Source organism: Bradyrhizobium macuxiense, assembly GCF_001542415.1.
Lineage (GTDB): Bacteria > Pseudomonadota > Alphaproteobacteria > Rhizobiales > Xanthobacteraceae > Bradyrhizobium > Bradyrhizobium macuxiense.
The window spans coordinates 1-16,768 of the sequence record NZ_LNCU01000037.1 but is presented as its reverse complement, the minus strand read 5'-3'; the positions used below and the strand labels follow the sequence as shown (position 1 = coordinate 16,768).

The 16,768-nt window shown below is 64.6% G+C and carries 15 protein-coding genes and 3 pseudogenes; 8 read left to right on the top strand and 10 right to left on the bottom strand.

The features are described 5' to 3' along the window. Nucleotides 1-177: FAD-dependent oxidoreductase (locus AS156_RS44175; protein ID WP_245312700.1), on the bottom strand; the 177-nt coding region annotated here is incomplete at its 3' end. 95 nt (nucleotides 178-272) lie between these two features. On the opposite strand from AS156_RS44175, the gene AS156_RS10660 reads away from it, so the two are divergent. Both AS156_RS10660 and AS156_RS10655 read left to right on the top strand, forming a co-directional pair. Further along, nucleotides 273-815, top strand: a complete 543-nt coding sequence (locus tag AS156_RS10660) for a SixA phosphatase family protein (RefSeq protein ID WP_066503543.1) — start codon at nucleotides 273-275, stop codon at nucleotides 813-815. Between the two features lie 158 nt (nucleotides 816-973). Further along, on the top strand, nucleotides 974-1,399 hold the full coding sequence (locus tag AS156_RS10655) for a universal stress protein (protein ID WP_066503541.1): 426 nt from the start codon (nucleotides 974-976) through the stop codon (nucleotides 1,397-1,399). Nucleotides 1,400-1,428: 29 nt separating this feature from the next. Here the strand turns inward: AS156_RS10655 and AS156_RS10650 are convergent, their stop codons facing one another. Further along, on the bottom strand, nucleotides 1,429-1,665 hold the full coding sequence (locus AS156_RS10650; RefSeq protein WP_066503577.1) for a DUF1127 domain-containing protein: 237 nt from the start codon (nucleotides 1,663-1,665) through the stop codon (nucleotides 1,429-1,431). Between the two features lie 183 nt (nucleotides 1,666-1,848). On the opposite strand from AS156_RS10650, the pseudogene AS156_RS10645 reads away from it, so the two are divergent. Then, a pseudogene (locus tag AS156_RS10645) lies at nucleotides 1,849-3,107 on the top strand (aminotransferase-like domain-containing protein); the annotation flags it as partial. A gap of 102 nt (nucleotides 3,108-3,209) precedes the next feature. Here the strand turns inward: AS156_RS10645 and AS156_RS10640 are convergent. From AS156_RS10640 to AS156_RS10630, 3 genes are read right to left on the bottom strand one after another with little or no spacing between them, the layout of a single operon-like run. Further along, nucleotides 3,210-3,827: a YdcF family protein gene (locus tag AS156_RS10640; protein ID WP_082747423.1), complete on the bottom strand. Its 618-nt coding sequence runs from the start codon at nucleotides 3,825-3,827 to the stop codon at nucleotides 3,210-3,212. Between the two features lie 46 nt (nucleotides 3,828-3,873). Next, nucleotides 3,874-4,488 (bottom strand): hypothetical protein, encoded by a 615-nt coding sequence (locus tag AS156_RS10635; RefSeq protein ID WP_066503539.1) that lies wholly within the window; start codon nucleotides 4,486-4,488, stop codon nucleotides 3,874-3,876. 9 nt (nucleotides 4,489-4,497) lie between these two features. After that, complete coding sequence (locus tag AS156_RS10630; RefSeq protein WP_066503538.1) at nucleotides 4,498-4,932, bottom strand: anthrone oxygenase family protein; 435 nt, start codon at nucleotides 4,930-4,932, stop codon at nucleotides 4,498-4,500. A 75-nt stretch (nucleotides 4,933-5,007) separates the two neighbouring features. Between AS156_RS10630 and AS156_RS10625 the strand changes: the two genes are divergently transcribed. Continuing rightward, complete coding sequence (locus AS156_RS10625) at nucleotides 5,008-5,442, top strand: hypothetical protein (protein ID WP_066503535.1); 435 nt, start codon at nucleotides 5,008-5,010, stop codon at nucleotides 5,440-5,442. A 12-nt stretch (nucleotides 5,443-5,454) separates the two neighbouring features. On the opposite strand, the gene AS156_RS10620 is transcribed toward AS156_RS10625, so the two are convergent. The 3 genes and pseudogenes from AS156_RS10620 to AS156_RS44165 all read right to left on the bottom strand — a co-directional run. Continuing rightward, nucleotides 5,455-7,857, bottom strand: a complete 2,403-nt coding sequence (locus AS156_RS10620; RefSeq protein ID WP_066503534.1) for an EAL domain-containing protein — start codon at nucleotides 7,855-7,857, stop codon at nucleotides 5,455-5,457. 187 nt (nucleotides 7,858-8,044) lie between these two features. After that, nucleotides 8,045-8,768 (bottom strand): annotated as a pseudogene (locus AS156_RS44170) (MFS transporter); the annotation flags it as partial. Between the two features lies 1 nt (nucleotide 8,769). Next, nucleotides 8,770-9,326, bottom strand: a pseudogene (locus tag AS156_RS44165) (MFS transporter); the annotation flags it as partial. Between the two features lie 717 nt (nucleotides 9,327-10,043). Between AS156_RS44165 and AS156_RS10610 the strand changes: the two are divergent. Then, nucleotides 10,044-11,120 carry a lysylphosphatidylglycerol synthase transmembrane domain-containing protein gene (locus AS156_RS10610; protein WP_066503532.1) on the top strand — a complete coding sequence of 359 codons (1,077 nt, stop codon included), beginning with the start codon at nucleotides 10,044-10,046 and terminating at the stop codon, nucleotides 11,118-11,120. Nucleotides 11,121-11,219: 99 nt separating this feature from the next. After that, on the top strand, nucleotides 11,220-13,169 hold the full coding sequence (locus tag AS156_RS10605) for an SGNH/GDSL hydrolase family protein (protein WP_430641791.1): 1,950 nt from the start codon (nucleotides 11,220-11,222) through the stop codon (nucleotides 13,167-13,169). A 101-nt stretch (nucleotides 13,170-13,270) separates the two neighbouring features. On the opposite strand, the gene AS156_RS10600 is transcribed toward AS156_RS10605, so the two are convergent. Beyond that, on the bottom strand, nucleotides 13,271-13,837 hold the full coding sequence (locus AS156_RS10600; protein ID WP_066503575.1) for a DUF2147 domain-containing protein: 567 nt from the start codon (nucleotides 13,835-13,837) through the stop codon (nucleotides 13,271-13,273). A gap of 126 nt (nucleotides 13,838-13,963) precedes the next feature. Next, nucleotides 13,964-14,992 carry an NAD(P)/FAD-dependent oxidoreductase gene (locus AS156_RS10595; RefSeq protein ID WP_066503530.1) on the bottom strand — a complete coding sequence of 343 codons (1,029 nt, stop codon included), beginning with the start codon at nucleotides 14,990-14,992 and terminating at the stop codon, nucleotides 13,964-13,966. 166 nt (nucleotides 14,993-15,158) lie between these two features. Here AS156_RS10595 and AS156_RS10590 point away from each other — a divergent pair, with 166 nt between their 5' ends. Both AS156_RS10590 and AS156_RS10585 read left to right on the top strand, forming a co-directional pair. Beyond that, the gene (locus AS156_RS10590) at nucleotides 15,159-15,620 is read left to right on the top strand and encodes an acyl-CoA thioesterase (protein ID WP_066503529.1); all 462 of its coding nucleotides are present in this window, start codon (nucleotides 15,159-15,161) and stop codon (nucleotides 15,618-15,620) included. Between the two features lie 45 nt (nucleotides 15,621-15,665). Beyond that, the coding region (locus AS156_RS10585; protein ID WP_066500704.1) for an IS701 family transposase at nucleotides 15,666-16,768 on the top strand (1,103 nt) is incomplete at its 3' end.

Here is a 16,768-nt window from a genome sequence, read left to right as displayed (position 1 = left end):
GCCCTCGAGCACGGCGACGCTCGCACCGAGCCGCGCCGCCTCGCGCGCCACCGTCAGGCCGGCGAGCCCTGCCCCGACCACACAAATGTCGACATCGAGGTCGAACGCCAAACGCGCACGGAATGACGAGGCCGCGTCATCGGGGCCGCCTGTCGCACTTGTGGAAGTCTCGCTCATGGCGTTTTCTTACGAACCGCTGCGGTGCTTGTCACCTTGTCCAGGACATGAGCCTGTAGAATTAATTCGACCCGAACGAATCGAAATGGAAGTTTATGCGCCGTTTGCTGCTGTTGCGTCATGCCAAGACCGAAACCGACGCACCTTCGGGGCGGGACCAGGACCGTCGTCTCGACGATCGCGGCCACCGCGATGCGGCGGAGGTCGGCGGCTGGATCGCCCATCATCCACCCGTCCCCGACCTGGCGCTGGTGTCACCCGCGGTCCGCGCGACGCAGACCTGGGAGATTGTACGCGACGCGATGAAGGGTGTCGCGCGGCCGCCGAAAGTCGAATTCCTGCCGGAACTCTACGGCGCCGATCCGACGCAATTGCTGACCACGATCCGGATGGCATCCGCCACCGACCCGAAGCGGCTGATGCTGGTCGGGCACAATCCCGGAATGCATGAACTCGCGCTGACCCTGACCGGCAGCGGCGACGACGCCGCAAGGCGCGCGCTCAGCCACAATCTGCCGACCTCGGGACTGGCCGTCTTCGACTTCGCGACCAACGACTGGAACGAGGTGTCGTTTCGCCGCGGCAAGCTCGTGCTGTTCGTCAGCCCAAAACTGTTGAAGCAGGCCTCGGGCAGCTGACGCGGGCGGACACCACGGCCGCGCCATGCTATAGTTCCCTTGCGCGACAGGGGGACCCGTTCGCGTCAAGAACGCATCGCACGATAACAAGAAGAGGCACGCGTCCCGGCGTCACAGGGACGAAACGGCTCCAGACCAATCGCGGACAGGAGGCGCAGATGTACAAGTCCATTCTCGTGCCGATCGACCTCGCCGATACCGATCTGGCGAAGCCTGCGATCGCAACCGCGGCGACGCTCGCACAGACATGGAGCGGCTCGGTGCGCCTGCTCAATGTCCTGCCGATGACGCCGGTGATGCTCGCCGAATATGTGCCGGCGGATTTCGACAGCCAGCAGCGCGAAACGTCGGAAGAGGCGCTTGCCATCGTGGCGCGCGAATCCGGCATCGACCCGTCACGCATCTCGAGCGTGGTCCGCCAGGGCGGCATCTATCACGAGATCCTCGAAGAGGCTATCGCTATGAAGGCCGACCTGATCGTGATGACCTCGCACCGCCCGGCGATGCGCACCTACTTCCTTGGCTCCAACGCCGGGCACGTCGTGCGCTACGCCAAATGCTCCGTGCTCGTGGTACGGCACTAAGCTCGTGGCCAGCGCCGCATCCGGCAGGCTCAGCGAATACGAACGAGCTCCAGATCGAGATTGCCGGCGACGGCGGTCTCGATATGGCAGCGGGAGATCCCAATATCGCGCAGCGACCGGTCGTCGAGCTGCTGCAGGGTCTTGATCGCCTCGCGGCGCATCCAATAGGTCGCGAGTGCATCGCTCCAGCCTCGGATCAATCGGAGCAATCTGCCCAATAAACTTGGCCGCGCGGGCAGCACCGCGGCTGAGGATATCGTGGTCATTGTCATCTCCTTCGGTGCCCGCGCGGCCAAGCGATGCCGTTGGCGCAGGCGCTCGTTCGCGCACCTGCACCGTCCAGGACTTCGGATTGCTTGCGCTTTCCTCAGTACAATCGCGGGCTTGTTCTGTCTTAAATGATCCGGTACATTTCTCGGAGCAAGTAAAACATTGCTCTCGGTGCAATAATGTCGCGGTTCGAGTATCTGAAGCTGGCGGATGCAGTTGCCGCCGAGATTGCCTCCGGCGCGCTCAAGGCCGGCGACCGCCTGCCGCCGCAGCGCCATTTCGCCTATGAGCGCAAGATCGCCGTCTCGACCGCGAGCCGGGTCTATACCGAACTGTTGCGGCGTGGGCTCGTGGTCGGCGAAGTCGGCCGAGGCACGTTCGTATCCGGCGAGGCACGCCGCGGGATCGCGGCCCCCACCGAGCCGCGCGGCGCCCGTATCGACCTCGAATTCAACTATCCGCTGCTGCCGCACCAGGCGACGATGATCGCCAAGAGCCTCGAAGGGCTCGAACGGCCCGAGGTACTCGAGGGCGCGCTGCGGCCGGCGACCAGCTTCGGCACCCGTGCGGCGCGAACCATTTCCTCGGAATTCCTCGCGCGCAGGAGCTGGACGCCGAATCCCGACCAGATCGTGTTCACGGCCAACGGACGACAATGCATCGCCGCGGCACTCGCTGCCGTCGTACCGCCCGGCGGGCGCTGCGGCGTCGAGGCGCTGACTTATCCCTTCGTCAAGGGCATCGCCGCGCGGCTCGGCGTCACGCTGGTGCCGCTCGCGATGGACGAGCATGGCGTGCGTCCGGACGCCGTTCAGAAGGCGCACCGCGAGGCTCATCTGTCCGCGATCTACATCCAGCCGACGATCCAGAACCCGCTCAGCATCACGATGCCGGCCGAGCGCCGTGCCGAGCTGTTGCGCGTGGTCGAGAAACTCGGCCTGATCGTCATCGAGGATTCCGTCTATGGCTTTCTCGACGACGAGGTGCCGCTGGCCGCGCTCGCGCCTGACCGCTGCATCGTGCTCGACAGCCTGTCAAAGAAGGTGGCGCCGGGCCTCGCGCTCGGTTTCATCGTCGCCCCGGCGCGGTTGCGCGAGAGCATCATGGCTGCGGTGCGCTCGGGCGGCTGGACGGCATCGGGCTATGCCTTCGCCGCGGGACAGCGGCTGATGGCCGACGGCACCGCCGCCGAATTGTCGCGTCTGAAGCGGATCGATGCCGGCCGTCGCCAGCAGATCGCGGCGAAGCATCTGGCCGGTTTCGAGATTCAGACCAACCCCAAATCCTATCACCTCTGGCTGACCTTGCCGCAACACTGGCGCTCGCAGACCCTGGTCGCCGCCGCAGCACGCCGCGATATCGCGCTGACGCCGTCGACGACCTTCGCCGCCACGCCGGGACACGCGCCCAACGCGGTGCGGCTCGCGCTTGCGGCCCCNCCCCGCCGATGGAGCAGCTCGACCTCGGCCTGCGGACGCTCGCGGGAATGCTGGGCGCGACGGAAGAGGATTTCGCCTCGACGGAATAGCGCCAGGAGCCTTCAGGCGACCGGCCACTCCGCGATGAAGCCCTTGGCCTTGTAGGGCTCGATCTTGTCCCATTCGATCAGGATGCGGCGGCGGAATTCCGGATCGGTGTGCCAGAGCGCACGCGGCGTCGCGAAAGTATCGACGGTGACCAGCATCTTCTCGACCTCCGGCCAGTACCGTTGCAGTGTCATCGGATAGCGCCGTGCGGTCCAGGTGTTGCCGAGACAGATCACGCTCTGGATGCTGTCGCGCCCGAGCACAGCGTCGATCACGGAAAGCGAGAAGATCACGTTCTCGCCGGTGTTTTGCGCGCGGTGCTCCTCGAGGATGCGCTCGGCCGGCATGCCGCGCTCGACCATCGCAGCCTTGATGATCGCGCATTCGGAACGATGATCGCCTGGCGTCACGCCGCCGCTCACGATCGACCAGCGCACCAGCCCGTCGCGCCAGAGGCCGACCGCCGTATCCACCCGCTCGGCGACGTCCATGCGTGTGCCGAACACAAAAAGGAGGTCGGCGGGCCTGAGCGGCGTCTGGATCAAATGCCGTGCATTGATCGCGGCAATCTCGTCATTGGACGGAATCCGCAAGCTTCGATCCTCCACGCCCCTGCCCTCCGGCCACGACATCGCGCACAGACGATGCCGCGTAGGGATGCGCAGACGAAGTCACATTTCATTGCGCTTGTTTGCGGACCACTGCCGGCAGCAACGCGTTGGGCAAGTGATCGAAGCTGTAGCGCCGCGGCCGGTTGCGCGTGATGAAGCCGCCGACCTGCCAGGCGAACAGCGCGGCGAAGCCGACCAGGAACAGCGCGCCCGTCCACTCCGACGTCGCCAGCGCGCGCAGCAACAATCCCGTCATCGCGATGGCGAGACATGCCAGCAGTGTGAGCGCCGCGGTATAGGTCTTCAGCCCGAGGCCTGCGGTCAGCACGGCCTTGCTGCGGGCCGCCTGCATCCGGCGATGCAGTTCGATGATGAAGTCGCGATAGAGATGCCCCTGCGGCGCGATCAGCGTCGCGGTCTGCCAGGTGGTCGACAGGATCGCGATGCGGCCGCCTTTGGCGTTGTCGATGTCGGCGCGAAACCGCTGCTGCTGCATCGACACCGGGCGATAGGACAGCTTGACCGCGGAGATGTCCGCATAGTCCCACACGCCCGATCTGCCGGCGATCGTCCACGACAGCCCGGCATCGGTCAGCTCGAATTGATGCGCGGAGCCGATCAGCGAAGCCTTGTAGGCATAGCGCACAGGCTCCGCACCCGGTTCGGCGGCAGCGGCCGTCATGTCACCTTCCTACTGCTCCAGGCATGCCCAGAGAAAGGCGAGCGAGCCGATGGCACCAAGCACGGTGCGCACCGCGTGCAGCCCGCCCCACTTCACGATCAGCGCTCGCGACTCCGGGCCTGCGTTGTCTGGCGTGATGGCAAGCAGCGCATCGTTGGTCGGCTTGATGCCGAAGATCGTCCAGGGCCATGGCGCGATCATCGCGATCGCGCCGATCAGGAAGGCCGGATGCGATGCCTGCCACCACGCGATCATGCCGAGGATGAAACCGATCATGGCGAGCGGCGCCTGCATCGCAAATCCGCGCAGGTAGGACGGCTTCCATTCCGTGAGCAATGCCCGGTCGTCGAGGGTCAGCCGCGCCGGCTGCTCGGCAAAATTCACATAGAACGCCGCCCCGGTGAACAGCGCAGCCACCATCAGCGCAAGCAAGCCACTCGCCATGACACATGCCTCTCCACAGGATCTCGCGCCGGTCGATGCTTGCGCCCCGCGCCGGCTTTATCTTACAAGCGACACATGCCCGAGACGACCTATTTTCCGCGCTACCTGATCCTCGGCGGCGCGATGGTATCCGGAGTGCTGCTGGCGCTTGCCGTGCACATGCTTGGCGCGAGCTACGGACTCGATCTTGGCGGGCTGTGGCGCTCCGACACGCACGAATTCATGCCCGCAGGTGCGGCGATCGCTTGGTGGCTGATCGCAACCGTCGGGTTTTCGGGCGGCTACTTCACCGCCAACCTGATGCACAGTGCGGTGTCCGGCCGGATCCCGCAAAGGATGCGGGGATTCCTGATCGTCGTCGGCGTGCTGATCCTCGCCGGTGCCAGCCAGGCTGCGTCAGCGCCAAGTTCCGTCTCGGCCATTTCGGCCGCGCTCGCCGGCCTTGCCGCGCTGTGTCTCGGCGCGGCGATGGCGTTTTGCGGCGCCTATTTTGCCCTGCGCAAGAGTTAGACGCTCACCCGATCAGGCCGCGGACCGCTCAGGCTGCCTGCGCAGCATCTTGGCCACATCGGCGGCGGGCCGCGGCGGGCTGAAGAGATAGCCCTGCGCCTGGGTGCAGCCCTCGCGGCGCAACAGATCGAACTGGGTATCGGTCTCGACGCCCTCGGCCGTGGTCACGATTCCCAGGCTCTTGCCGAGACCGGTGACCGCGCGCACGATCGCCATCGACTCGTCGCGGGTCGCAAGATCCGTGACGAAGGAGCGGTCGATCTTGATCTTGTCGAACGGGAAGCTGCGCAGATAGCTGAGCGACGAATAGCCGGTGCCGAAATCGTCGAGCGAGATCCGGACACCGAACCCGCGCAGCTCGTGCAGCACGGCAAGCGTCGCTTCGCTGTTCTGCAGCAGCACCGATTCCGTGATCTCGAGCTCGAGGCGATCCGCCGACAGGCCGGACGCTTGCAGCGCCGCCTTCACCGACGCCACCAGATTCGGGTTCTTGAACTGCACCGGAGACAGGTTGACGGCAACGGCAATGTCCTCGGGCCAGCCCGCTGCGTCCGTACAGGCCTTGCGCAGCACGATCTCGCCGAGCGGAACGATGAGGCCGGTCTCCTCGGCAACGGGAATGAAGTTGTTGGGCGCAATCAGACCACGCAGCGAGTGGTTCCAGCGTGCCAATGCTTCGAACGCCACGATGCGATCGCCCGCAACGTCGCGGATCGGCTGGTAGTGGACCTCGAACTCGTCGCGCTGCAGCGCCAGCCGCAGGTCACGCTCCAGCATGCGCCGCGCTTGCGCGCGTGCGTCCATCCCGGTCTCGAAGAAGCGGTAGGTGCCGCGGCCGTCGGCCTTGGCGCGATACAGCGCAAGATCGGCCTTTTGCAGGAGCTCATCGGGACCCTTGCCGTCCTCGGGCGCAAGCGAGATGCCGACGCTGACGCCGATCACGAGCTGGTGACCGCCGATCTCGTAAGGAGTGGCGATCCTCTCGACGACGTGGCTGGCGAGCGCCGACACCACCGACGGCTCGCTGTTGCTGCAGAACTGCACGATGGCGAATTCGTCACCGCCGAGCCGCGCCACGGTATCGCGCTCGGTCACGCACTCGCCCAGACGGCGCGCCACTTCCCGGAGCAGCGCGTCGCCGACCGGATGCCCGAGCGTATCGTTGATCTCCTTGAAATGGTCGAGATCGAGGCAGAGCACCGCGACCTGGTCGGAGCGCTTGGCGAGCCGCAGCGCCTTCTCGAGCTGCTCGCGGAACAGCGTCCGGTTCGGCAAATTGGTCAGCGCGTCGTGCCGCGCCATGTGCGAAATCCGCTCCTGGGCCTGCTGCCACTCGGTGATGTCCTCGAAGGTCGCAACCCAGCCGCCGCCCTTCATCGGCTGGTCGACGACGCGGATCGCGCGACCATTGCGGTCGATGATCCGCGTCGCGGTATTGCCGGCCTTTGCCTCCGAGATCATGCCGGCGCTGAATTCCTCCGGATCGCCGTCCCACTCACCAGCCGAGCGAAGATCCTGCAGGACGTCGATCAGCAGGCGTCCCTGCAGCGGCACGCGACTGTGCCCCATTATTTCGCCATAGCGCTCATTGAAGAGCATGATGCGGCCGTCGGCATCGAACATGCAGAGCCCCTGCGACATGTTCTCGAGCGCGGTATCCAGCACGACCTTCTGCTTGTGAAGCTCGGTCTTGGCACCACGATCGAGCATGGCGGCAATCAGCGAAATGCCGAGAATGGCGAAGGCCGCGACAGCGGTCATGAACGACAGCACCGACGGCGAAACCGAAAGTCCGTCAGCAACGATGGTCGGATCCGGGATCAGGGTGACCGCGCCCATCGCGGTGAAGTGGTGCGAGACGATCGCAATCGTCAGCAGGCCGGTCGCGGTTGCGGTATAGCCGAAGCTATCACCGCGCGCGGCGACGATGAGTGCCAGTGCCGCAAACAGGCCGCCAAACGCGACCGAAGTGACGACGATGCCGGGCGACCACATGATGCGCGCGGGCAATTCGAGGCCCGACATGCCGGTGTAGTGCATCGCTGCGACGCCCATCCCGACGATCAAGCCGCCGGCAGCGACCGTCCACCAGCGTCCGTCGAGCGAGGCGACCGCAAGTCCGACGGCCAGGACGGCCACGGCAAGGACCAGCGACATGACAGTGATCGGGATGTTGTAGCCCGCGCCCATGCCGGGATCGTACGCCAGCATGGCGACGAAGTGGGTGGCCCAGATGCCGCAACCGCCCACCGCGGCATCGAGGCCTATCCAGATGTCCCGCGCGCGGCCGTGCGCGGCGCGGGCGCGGTGAAACAGGCTGATCGCGACGGCGCTGGCGAGCATGCAGATCACCCCGCCAAGGACGACCAGCCGCCAGTCATGCTCCAAGGTGAGGCAGGTGAGTACGCGATACATATAGGCCCCCGTTATGGACCTATAAAAGCGACCCCATTGGTGTACGAACGGTAACCGGCACCAGACCGGGTTCCGCCCATGGTGAAGAAGCCTTCAACGGCGTGACAGGATTTTCCCGAAGCCGGGCGAGCCGCAATTGCCGGCGCTACGCAGCGCGCCGGCGCCACTCCGCAATCACCTGCTTCGATCATTGCCGCGCCTGTGATGACGCGCCGATCCAGATCGACGCGCCTGCCGCCAGCAGCACGCCGGCCGAGATGACGAGCGATGCGTGCAAGCCATTGACGAACGCCGCGGGCTGGCCAACGAGCGACCCGAACAGCGCAACGCCGAGCACGCTGCCGGTCTGCCGCGTGGCGTTCAGCACGCCCGCGGCAATCCCTGCGCGCTGCGGCTCGACGCTGCCGAGCAACGTGGATGTCAGCGGCGGCACCAGGAGGCCGAGCCCGCCGCCCAGCGCAATCAGTTGCAGGAAGATCGCGAGATAGCTCGTGTCGCGATCGATGCCGAGCATTGCCAGACATCCTAAAGCGGCGATCGTGGCGCCGAGCGCGATGGTCGCCGGCGCGCCGATCCGTTCGGCGACGCGCGGCGCCATCAGGTTGACCGGCAGGACCGCGCTCAGCATCGGGACGAAAGCAAGACCGGTCGCGAACGCCGACAGGTCGTTGACCTGCTGGAAGTAAAGGCTGACCACGAAGATCAGGCCATAGAACGCGACGTTCACGAGGAGGCCGACCAGCGAGGTCAGCGCGAAGATCCTCCGCCGAAATAACGACAACGGCAGCATCGGCTGCGCCGCGCGCGCCTCGCGCCACACGAACAGCACGGCGAAAACCGCTGCCAGAACGAAGCCCGCGACCACGAGGGGATGGCTCCAGCCGAGCGCGCCGCCTTCGATCAGCGCGCCCNGCCAGCGTGCCGAGGGCAGCAACCGCGGCGAGCTGGCCCGGCAGGTCGAGCTCGTGCTGCTGGTGGCGCGTGGTCTCGCCGGCAAAGCGCCACGCCAGCCACAGCCCGGCCAGGCCGATCGGCAGATTGACCAGGAAGATCGCACGCCAGCCGACCAGCGTGATCAACCCGCCGCCGACGAACGGCCCCGCGGTCAATGCGAGGCTCGCACCCGCGGCCCAGATGCCGACGGCACGTCCCCGCGCCTTCTCGTCAGCGTAGGCGTGGCGGAGCAGCGCGAGCGAGTTCGGCACCAAGATGGCCGCGGCCAGTCCCTGCACGCAGCGGGCCGCGATCAGCGTCACGGCGTCGGGCGCGAACGCGCAGGCGACTGAAGCCGCGGTGAAGATCGCGAAGCCGGCCATGAAAATGCGCTTGGCCCCGATGCGATCGCCAAGTGCGCCCGCGGTCAGGATGAAGGCGGCAAAAGCGATGGTGTAGGCGCTGACCACCCATTGCAGTTCGGCAACGCCGCCGCCGAGCGAGGCACCGATTGCATTGAGCGCGGTGTTGACGATGGTGACGTCGAGCTGCACGACGCCGTAGCCGAGGCTCATCGCGGCGAGCGTCAGCGTCATCGCAAGCCTGCTCGGCCCTGGACGGTACGCTGCGCGCGGATCCGGCAAGGACCGGACGTTCATGGATATGGGTTGCATGGCTCACCTCGCTCTCGCGATCAATGCGACACATAGGCATTCGTTTCGACCGGACACTTCGCTTTGGATCGAAGGATGTCGTCGGGCCATGATCGACGCAGGCCACGTGCGCCACGTTGCGCGGCGTTTTGCCTCAATAGACCTACGGACTGATGCTCTATCGGGGGCTTGCCGTCCCAACCGGGCGCCCCACATCCGCGCCGACCTGCTGCTTTGGTGAACGACGCCGGTGGCTGCGACGTCCCCAACCCCCATGCATATCGTCTATTCGGGAATTGGGATGGCGACTCCGCCGCAGCGCAAAAAATGGAAAAATCTGGACGAAATCAGCCGGAACACCGGAACGTGCGGTGAACCGGACGCCGCAGATGCCTTGGCTGCGACTCACATTCCGCATGACCAGGACATATGTAGCCAATATGACAACGACGACGGAGGGGAGCCGAAGCTTGGCTTGTCAAGGACTGCACAACGCGCCGGTTTTGCCTTATGGGTCATCGCGCACGGTGCGTCTGCCCGTCACCGGTCGTCGTCCGTGACCGGGTCCCACTGAAATTTGCCGCCCCGCCGGGAGGATGAATGCATCGGCTGCTGACCACGCTCGGGCGTGGCTTCAAGGAAAAGATCGGCTGGAAACGGCTCGGGATCGCTGCGAGTGTGCTCATTATCGTGTTCGCGGTCACGACGCTGATCCGGACGCTGAAGGGCGTCGATACCGGTATCATCCTCACGGCGCTGACCGACATCGCGCCGCACCGGATCGGGCTCGCGGCCCTTTGCGTGGTCGGGGCATTCTGCACACTGACGTTCTACGATTTCTTCGCGCTGCGCACGATCGGCAAGAATCACGTCCCCTACCGGATCGCGGCGCTCTCGAGCTTCACCAGCTACACGATCGGCCACAATATCGGCGCCACCGTCTTCACCGGCGGCGCGATCCGATTCCGGATCTATTCCGATTACGGCCTGACCGCCATCGACGTCGCCAAGATCTGCTTCCTGTCGGGACTGACGTTCTGGCTCGGCAACCTCTTCGTGCTCGGTATCGGCATGGCCTGGCACCCGGGCGCAGCGTCAGCGATGGACCTGCTGCCGCCGTCGATGAACCGGCTGATCGCATTCGGCTGCCTCGCCGGCATCGGCGCCTATTTCGTCTGGCTCCTCACCGGCGAGAAGCGCCGCGAGCTCGGCCAGAACGGCTGGAAGGTGGTGCTGCCTTCGGCGAACCTGACGCTGCTGCAGGTCCTGATCGGCGTGGTCGATCTCGGCTTCTGCGCGCTCGCGATGTATCTCCTGATGCCGACCGAGCCGCATATCGATTTCGTCTCGCTGGCGGTCGTCTTCATCCTCGCGACCCTGCTCGGCTTCGCCAGTCATGCTCCCGGCTCGATCGGCGTGTTCGATGCCGCGATGCTGGTGGCGCTGCCGGAGTTCAGCAAGGAACAGCTGCTGGCGACGCTGGTCGTGTTCCGTATCCTCTACTTCCTGATCCCATTCGGGATTTCGATCTCGATCATGGGCATGCGTGAGTTGTGGCTCAACGTGGTGCAGCCCTGGCAGGAACGAAAGCGACTTAGTCAGGCCTGCACGGCTTCGGCGACCGTGCGGCAGCCGATCGAAAGCCGACAGCAGCGGATCAGGCGGCTGAAGCAGTAACATCGACGTTATCAGTCCCCGCGCCGGTTTTTTGTTCCCCTAACCCGCCTCTCTTATTTTTGCCGTACCGTTGACGTCAAACGCGCCATGGTTGGTTTTTTGGCTCGATTTTCCTTTCGTTTGACGGTCTGCGCAGTGCTGCTCGGCAGCGCGCTAGTGGCGGCATTCGCGACCGCCGCCCAGGCGCAGGACACCCCATTGCAGATCTCCTGGGAGGTCCGCAACCGCTTCCGCCTGTTCCGCGAGGAACGCGACTTCCGCCTCCATGTCGAGAGCGGCCTCGGGCGCACCGTGCTCGCCTCGGAGCAGGCGCTGGAGTTGCAGAGCGACGGCCGCGGCTGGGCGCGCAACACGGTCAACCGGCTCTGTATCGACCTGCAAGGCCGTATCAACGAGCCCTGCACCCGCGACAACGTCAAGGAAAACTATCTCACCCCGATCGACCATGCGATCTCGGTCCGCCTCACCGGCTCGGTTCCGGTCGGCTCCACCTGCGCGTGGTCGTTCGACGACGGCGATGGGCCGCAATCCTCGACATTCGATTGCGCCGAGCCGGTCAATTTGCGCGTCCGCTACGGCCGTACCACGGTCGCAACCGTCGACGTCTCGAGCGGCTCGGAAGCGGACCAGCGTGTCACGACGCAGATCGCGGTGCGTGATTTCCTGATCGCCGGCCTCGGCGACAGCATCGCATCCGGCGAGGGCAATCCCGACCGCGCTATCGCGCTGTCCGACGAGGGCTTCTGCTTCCGCTCCTATCTCGGCGGCGCACAGTACTACCGGCCGAGCCGCGCCGGCTTCAAGGGAGGACGCGCCTGCGAGGCGCCCGACACCCTGTCGAACTGGCAGCGCCATAGCGCGCTCTGGCTCAATTCGGCCTGCCACCGCTCGCTCTACAGCTATCAGACCCGCACCGCGCTGGCGCTCGCCGTGCAGTATCCGCACATCGCGGTGACCTATCTGCCGCTGGCCTGCACCGGCGCCACGATCTCGGACGGCCTGTTCGGATCGCAGCAGGCGCGGGAGTGCCTGCCGACCAAGAACGCCAGCTCCTGTTCGGGCACGGTCAACGGCCAGATTGCCGAACTACGCGCGGCGCTGGCCGCCGCGAAACGGCGCCAGCCGGACCGGACGCTCGATCTCGTGCTGCTGTCGATCGGCGCCAACGACATCTACTTCTCGGGTCTCGTCGCCGACGTGATCGTGGACACGCCGACCGAACGCACGCTGTTCAAGCGCAGCGGCTCGCTGGCGACCGTCGACGATGCCCGCTCGGCGCTGGCGCGCGATCTGCCGTCGGGTTTCGCGAAGCTGCGCGACGCGCTGAAGCCGCTGGTCGGCGGCGACCTCTCGCACGTCATCTACACAGCCTATGCCAATCCGGCATTGAACAATGGCGGTGCGCCCTGCCCCGGCGGCCGCGCCGGCTTTGATATCCATCCCTCCTTCAACGCCGATCCGCAGCGGCTCGCGACCGTCTCGGGCTTCGTGCAGAACGAATTCCTGCCGCAATTGAAGGCGCTGGCACAGTGCCAGTCCGGCACCATCTGCCGCGATCCGCGAACAGACCGCATGACGTTCGTCGATGCGCATCAGGACGCGTTTGCAAGCCATGGCTTCTGCGCGCGCGCAGCGACCGATCCCGAATTCGACCGCGACTGCTTTTCCGCCAATGGCGACAGCTTCGTGTCCGACATTGTCGCGGCTGCGAGCCAGCCGCTGAAATGCGGCCGCAGCGCTGGCGACTATCGCGCCTACCTGCCCCGCGCGCGCTGGATCCGCGACGCCAATGACAGCTATTTCGCGGCGATGACCTATCCGCAGGGGCTGCCGTCGTCGATGCAGCCGTCCGATATCCACGACGCGACGTGGGGCATCCTCTCCGCCGTTTACGGCGGCGCCGTACATCCCACCGCCGAAGGACACGCGGCGATGGCGGACGCCGCCGTACCTGCTGCCGCCAGCGTGCTGCAACTCGACAATGTCGTGCCGGAAGTCATTTCCGAACCGGTCGCACCGCTGCTGCCGGCCGCGCCTCAGCAGCGCTAGACGATCGCTGTTTCAACGTAGCGGTTTTCAAGCTGCGAGGGTTTGGCTGCGAGTCGATGCGCGCCAAACCTACGAAGTACGATTTTCTATTCTTCGGATTCCTAATGCCGCTTCGTCGTGGTCGGCGGTGCCGGCGGCGTCTTGACGGCCGCGAGCGACGGCATGTATCTGGCGACGATCGCCGGATCGAGCTGAGCCATCTCGGCATCCGGCAGCCGCGTCCAAACCTCGTCCTTGCCGAACAGCGAGATGCCGAGATAGCCACGCATGGTCAGCGTCTGCCCATCGGCGCTCAGCGTCATCTTGGCCTTGTAGATCTTGCCGTCGCGCGGATCGAGCACGTTGCCGTTCTCGTACTTCAGACCGTTGCGCTTCATGTCACGGATGAAGGGAAGTCCAAGCCAAGGCGCGTTCTTGCGATCATCGGTGCACTTCGCGCAGATCGGGTTGGGCGCTTCTCCGGGTTCGTAGAATATCTTCGCGATCACACCTTCGAAGACGCCGTTGTGATCGATCACCAGAAACCAGCCGTCCGGTTTACCATCAACGACCTTCTGCCAGAGGCCGGCGGCAGAAGGCTCTGCCGCCGAAGCTGCAAGCGGAAGCGCAACGACAAAGGCTGCCGCGATCGCAAGGATCAGCCGAAATTTGGATAGCGTGTTCCGCATCGTGATCACCTGATCAATCGACAAACCGATGACGGGAGTCTACGTCCATTTCGCGGAGTGTTCTAGTACCCCGCACAACTACGGACATGATCCGCGCCAAGACTGCCGGTCACAATTCGGCTGCAATCAGTTCACGCCGAGCTTCTTCTGCAGGCTCGATGACGATGTCGTGTACTGGAACACCAATCGTTTGTCTGGATAGACATAACGATGCGCCTTCTGCGCCATCAGCGCGCCCTCGTGGAAGCCGGAGAGGATCAGCTTCAGCTTGCCCGGATAGGTGTTGATGTCGCCGATCGCGAAGATGCCGGGAACGTTGGTCTCGAACGCCGCGGTGTCGACCGGCACCAGATTGTTCTCGAGCGCCACGCCCCAGTTCGCGACCGGGCCGAGCTTCATGGTGAGTCCGAAGAACGGCAGCATCGTATCGCAAGCGATCGTCGAAACTGCATTGTCGTTCGCCTTGATGGTCGCGCCCGAGAGCTGGCCGCCTGCACCTTCGAGCGCGGTGACCTGCCCGATCTTCAGATCCATCTTGCCCTCGGCAACCAGCGTGCGCATCTGCTCGACGCTGTGCGGTGCCGCGCGGAAATCGTCGCGCCGGTGCAGCAGTGTGATGCGCTTGGCGACCGGATGCAGATTGAGCGTCCAGTCGAGCGCGGAGTCGCCGCCGCCGACGATCAGGATGCTCTTGTCGCGGAACTGCTCCATCTTGCGCACGGCGTAATGCACCGACGTGCCCTCATAGGCCTCGATGCCCGGCACCGGCGGCCGCTTCGGCTGGAACGAGCCGCCGCCCGCGGAGATCACCACGACCTTGGCCTCGAACACCTGACCTGCATCGGTCTTCACGCGGAACAGCGGATCGCCGATCTTCTCGATCGTCTCCACCATTTCGTTGAGATGGAAGGTCGGATTGAACGGCTTGATCTGCTCCATCAGCTGATCGGTGAGACCCTGTCCGGTGACGAAGGGAATGCCGGGAATGTCGTAGATCGGCTTCTCCGGATAAAGCTCGGCGCACTGGCCGCCGATCTTGTCGAGGATGTCGACCAGATGCGTCTTCATGTCGAGCAGACCAAGTTCGAACACGGCGAACAGTCCGCAGGGACCTGCGCCAATAATCAGCACATCGGTTTTAATGACTTCGCTCATATCCGCTTCTTTTCGGTTGAAATCGACTGGGACGGCCCTCGCCTGTCCAGCCGGGAGGTGATGCCGGATCGTGGCATGCATAATAGGGGCAGAGGCTGGCGCGGCAACCCCTTGCTGAACTTCGACAAGTCGGCTGTATGGGCGGAAACCGACGGAGACCCCTCTCGTGAACGCCCCGATCCGCGCCGACGATACGCCGCGCCTGGAAGATTTCCCCTATCGCCTGTCCGACAATGTGCGCTTTGCCGATCTCGACCCGAACGGCCACGTCAACAACGCAGTCTATGCCACCTATTTCGAAACCGGCCGTGTCACGCTGGTGAAGGATCGCAGCATGGGGCTGATGCCGCAGGGGCTGAGCTGGATCATGGTGCGGCTCGACATCCATTTCCGCGCCGAGCTGCACTGGCCCGGCCAGATCGAGCTCGGGCTCGGCCTCGTCAAATTCGGACGGACATCGACCACCTTCGACCAGGTGGTGTTTTCAGAAGGAAGATGCGTGGCGTCGGCGAAGGCCATCACCGTCATGATCGACGAGGCGACGCGCAGGCCGGCACCCTTGCCGGCCGAGGTCAAAGAAAATTTCCGACGCTGGGTCCGCCGTGGCGTGAATCCCGACGGCGACTAGCATTACAGTTGTGTTTTCTGAGAGTTTGTGAATCCATGGGCAACCATGATTCGAAGATTGTGGGCGCAGGCAGCGTCAGTTGAAGAGACGCTTGCGTTGTGGGCTGCGTCGCTTCGGGAGGTTAAGAAGCGGATACGTCCGCTGTTCGGGCAAGAACGTGTTGCGAGGAACGCGGGCCTGTTTCTGGAAGGTCTGCTCGGTGATGAGCAACGCAAGACCGGTTGGATGCGCGCGGAGGCCGCTGGCGATCCTGGTCCTTGGCGGCAACAGGCGATCTTGGGTCGCAGCGATTGGGATGCCGATGCCTTGCGCGATATTGTCCGCGACTATGTGATGGAGCATTTGGCAGACGACGATGCGGTCCTCGTCATCGACGAGACCGGCTTTCTCAAACAGGGGAAGGCGTCGTGCGGCGTGGCGCGGCAATACACCGGTTCGGCAGGCAAGATTACGAACTGCCAGATCGGCGTGTTCGCTACCTACGTTTCGCGTCATGGCCATGCGTTCATCGATCGCGCATTATATCTTCCGAAGGAATGGACCGACGATCCAGATCGCCTGGAAGCCACATACGTGCCTGCCGACGTCGGTTTTGCGACCAAGCCAAAGCTTGCGACGAGAATGATCGCACGGGCGATAGCGGCGTCTGTCCCATTCAACTGGGTTGCCGGCGATACCGTTTACGGTGTTGGCGACCTCGAACAGCAATTGCGTCGGGCCGGCAAGGGCTACGTGCTTGGGGTCAACAGCGCTCATGTATTCCGATCCTGGGGCAAGCGACCGCCGGTCGCCGGGACGGCTGCGGAACTCGCCCGGACGCGACGCCCATCCGACTGGAAGCGCCTGTCGGCCGGTGCCGGAACCAAAGGACCGCGGCTGCACGATTGGTGTTATCTCGAACTAGCCGATCTCGATGCCGAAGAATTCAACAGCGTCGATCAAGGTCTTTGGACACGCGGTCTGCTGATCCGGCGTCGTATCGCTGATGATGACCTCGCCTTCTTCTCGACCTGGTGCCCGGCAGGAACATCAATTGAAACGCTGGTCGCGGTCGAAGGCCATCGATGGGCGATCGAAGACAGCTTTGAAACTGCGAAAAACGAATTCGGGCTCGATCACAACGAGAGCAGATCCTGGCATGGCTGGCA

Excerpts from the sequence above, each read along its gene's own strand:
- AS156_RS10650 (WP_066503577.1), bottom strand. The coding sequence starts at position 1,665 with ATGACCACGATATCCTCAGCCGCGGTGCTGCCCGCGCGGCCAAGTTTA.
- AS156_RS10655 (WP_066503541.1), top strand. The coding sequence starts at position 974 with ATGTACAAGTCCATTCTCGTGCCGATCGACCTCGCCGATACCGATCTG.
- AS156_RS10620 (WP_066503534.1), bottom strand. The coding sequence starts at position 7,857 with ATGTATCGCGTACTCACCTGCCTCACCTTGGAGCATGACTGGCGGCTG.
- AS156_RS10630 (WP_066503538.1), bottom strand. The coding sequence starts at position 4,932 with ATGGCGAGTGGCTTGCTTGCGCTGATGGTGGCTGCGCTGTTCACCGGG.
- AS156_RS10610 (WP_066503532.1), top strand. The coding sequence starts at position 10,044 with ATGCATCGGCTGCTGACCACGCTCGGGCGTGGCTTCAAGGAAAAGATC.
- AS156_RS10635 (WP_066503539.1), bottom strand. The coding sequence starts at position 4,488 with ATGACGGCCGCTGCCGCCGAACCGGGTGCGGAGCCTGTGCGCTATGCC.
- AS156_RS10660 (WP_066503543.1), top strand. The coding sequence starts at position 273 with ATGCGCCGTTTGCTGCTGTTGCGTCATGCCAAGACCGAAACCGACGCA.
- AS156_RS10595 (WP_066503530.1), bottom strand. The coding sequence starts at position 14,992 with ATGAGCGAAGTCATTAAAACCGATGTGCTGATTATTGGCGCAGGTCCC.
- AS156_RS10640 (WP_082747423.1), bottom strand. The coding sequence starts at position 3,827 with ATGTCGTGGCCGGAGGGCAGGGGCGTGGAGGATCGAAGCTTGCGGATT.
- AS156_RS10600 (WP_066503575.1), bottom strand. The coding sequence starts at position 13,837 with ATGCGGAACACGCTATCCAAATTTCGGCTGATCCTTGCGATCGCGGCA.
- AS156_RS10625 (WP_066503535.1), top strand. The coding sequence starts at position 5,008 with ATGCCCGAGACGACCTATTTTCCGCGCTACCTGATCCTCGGCGGCGCG.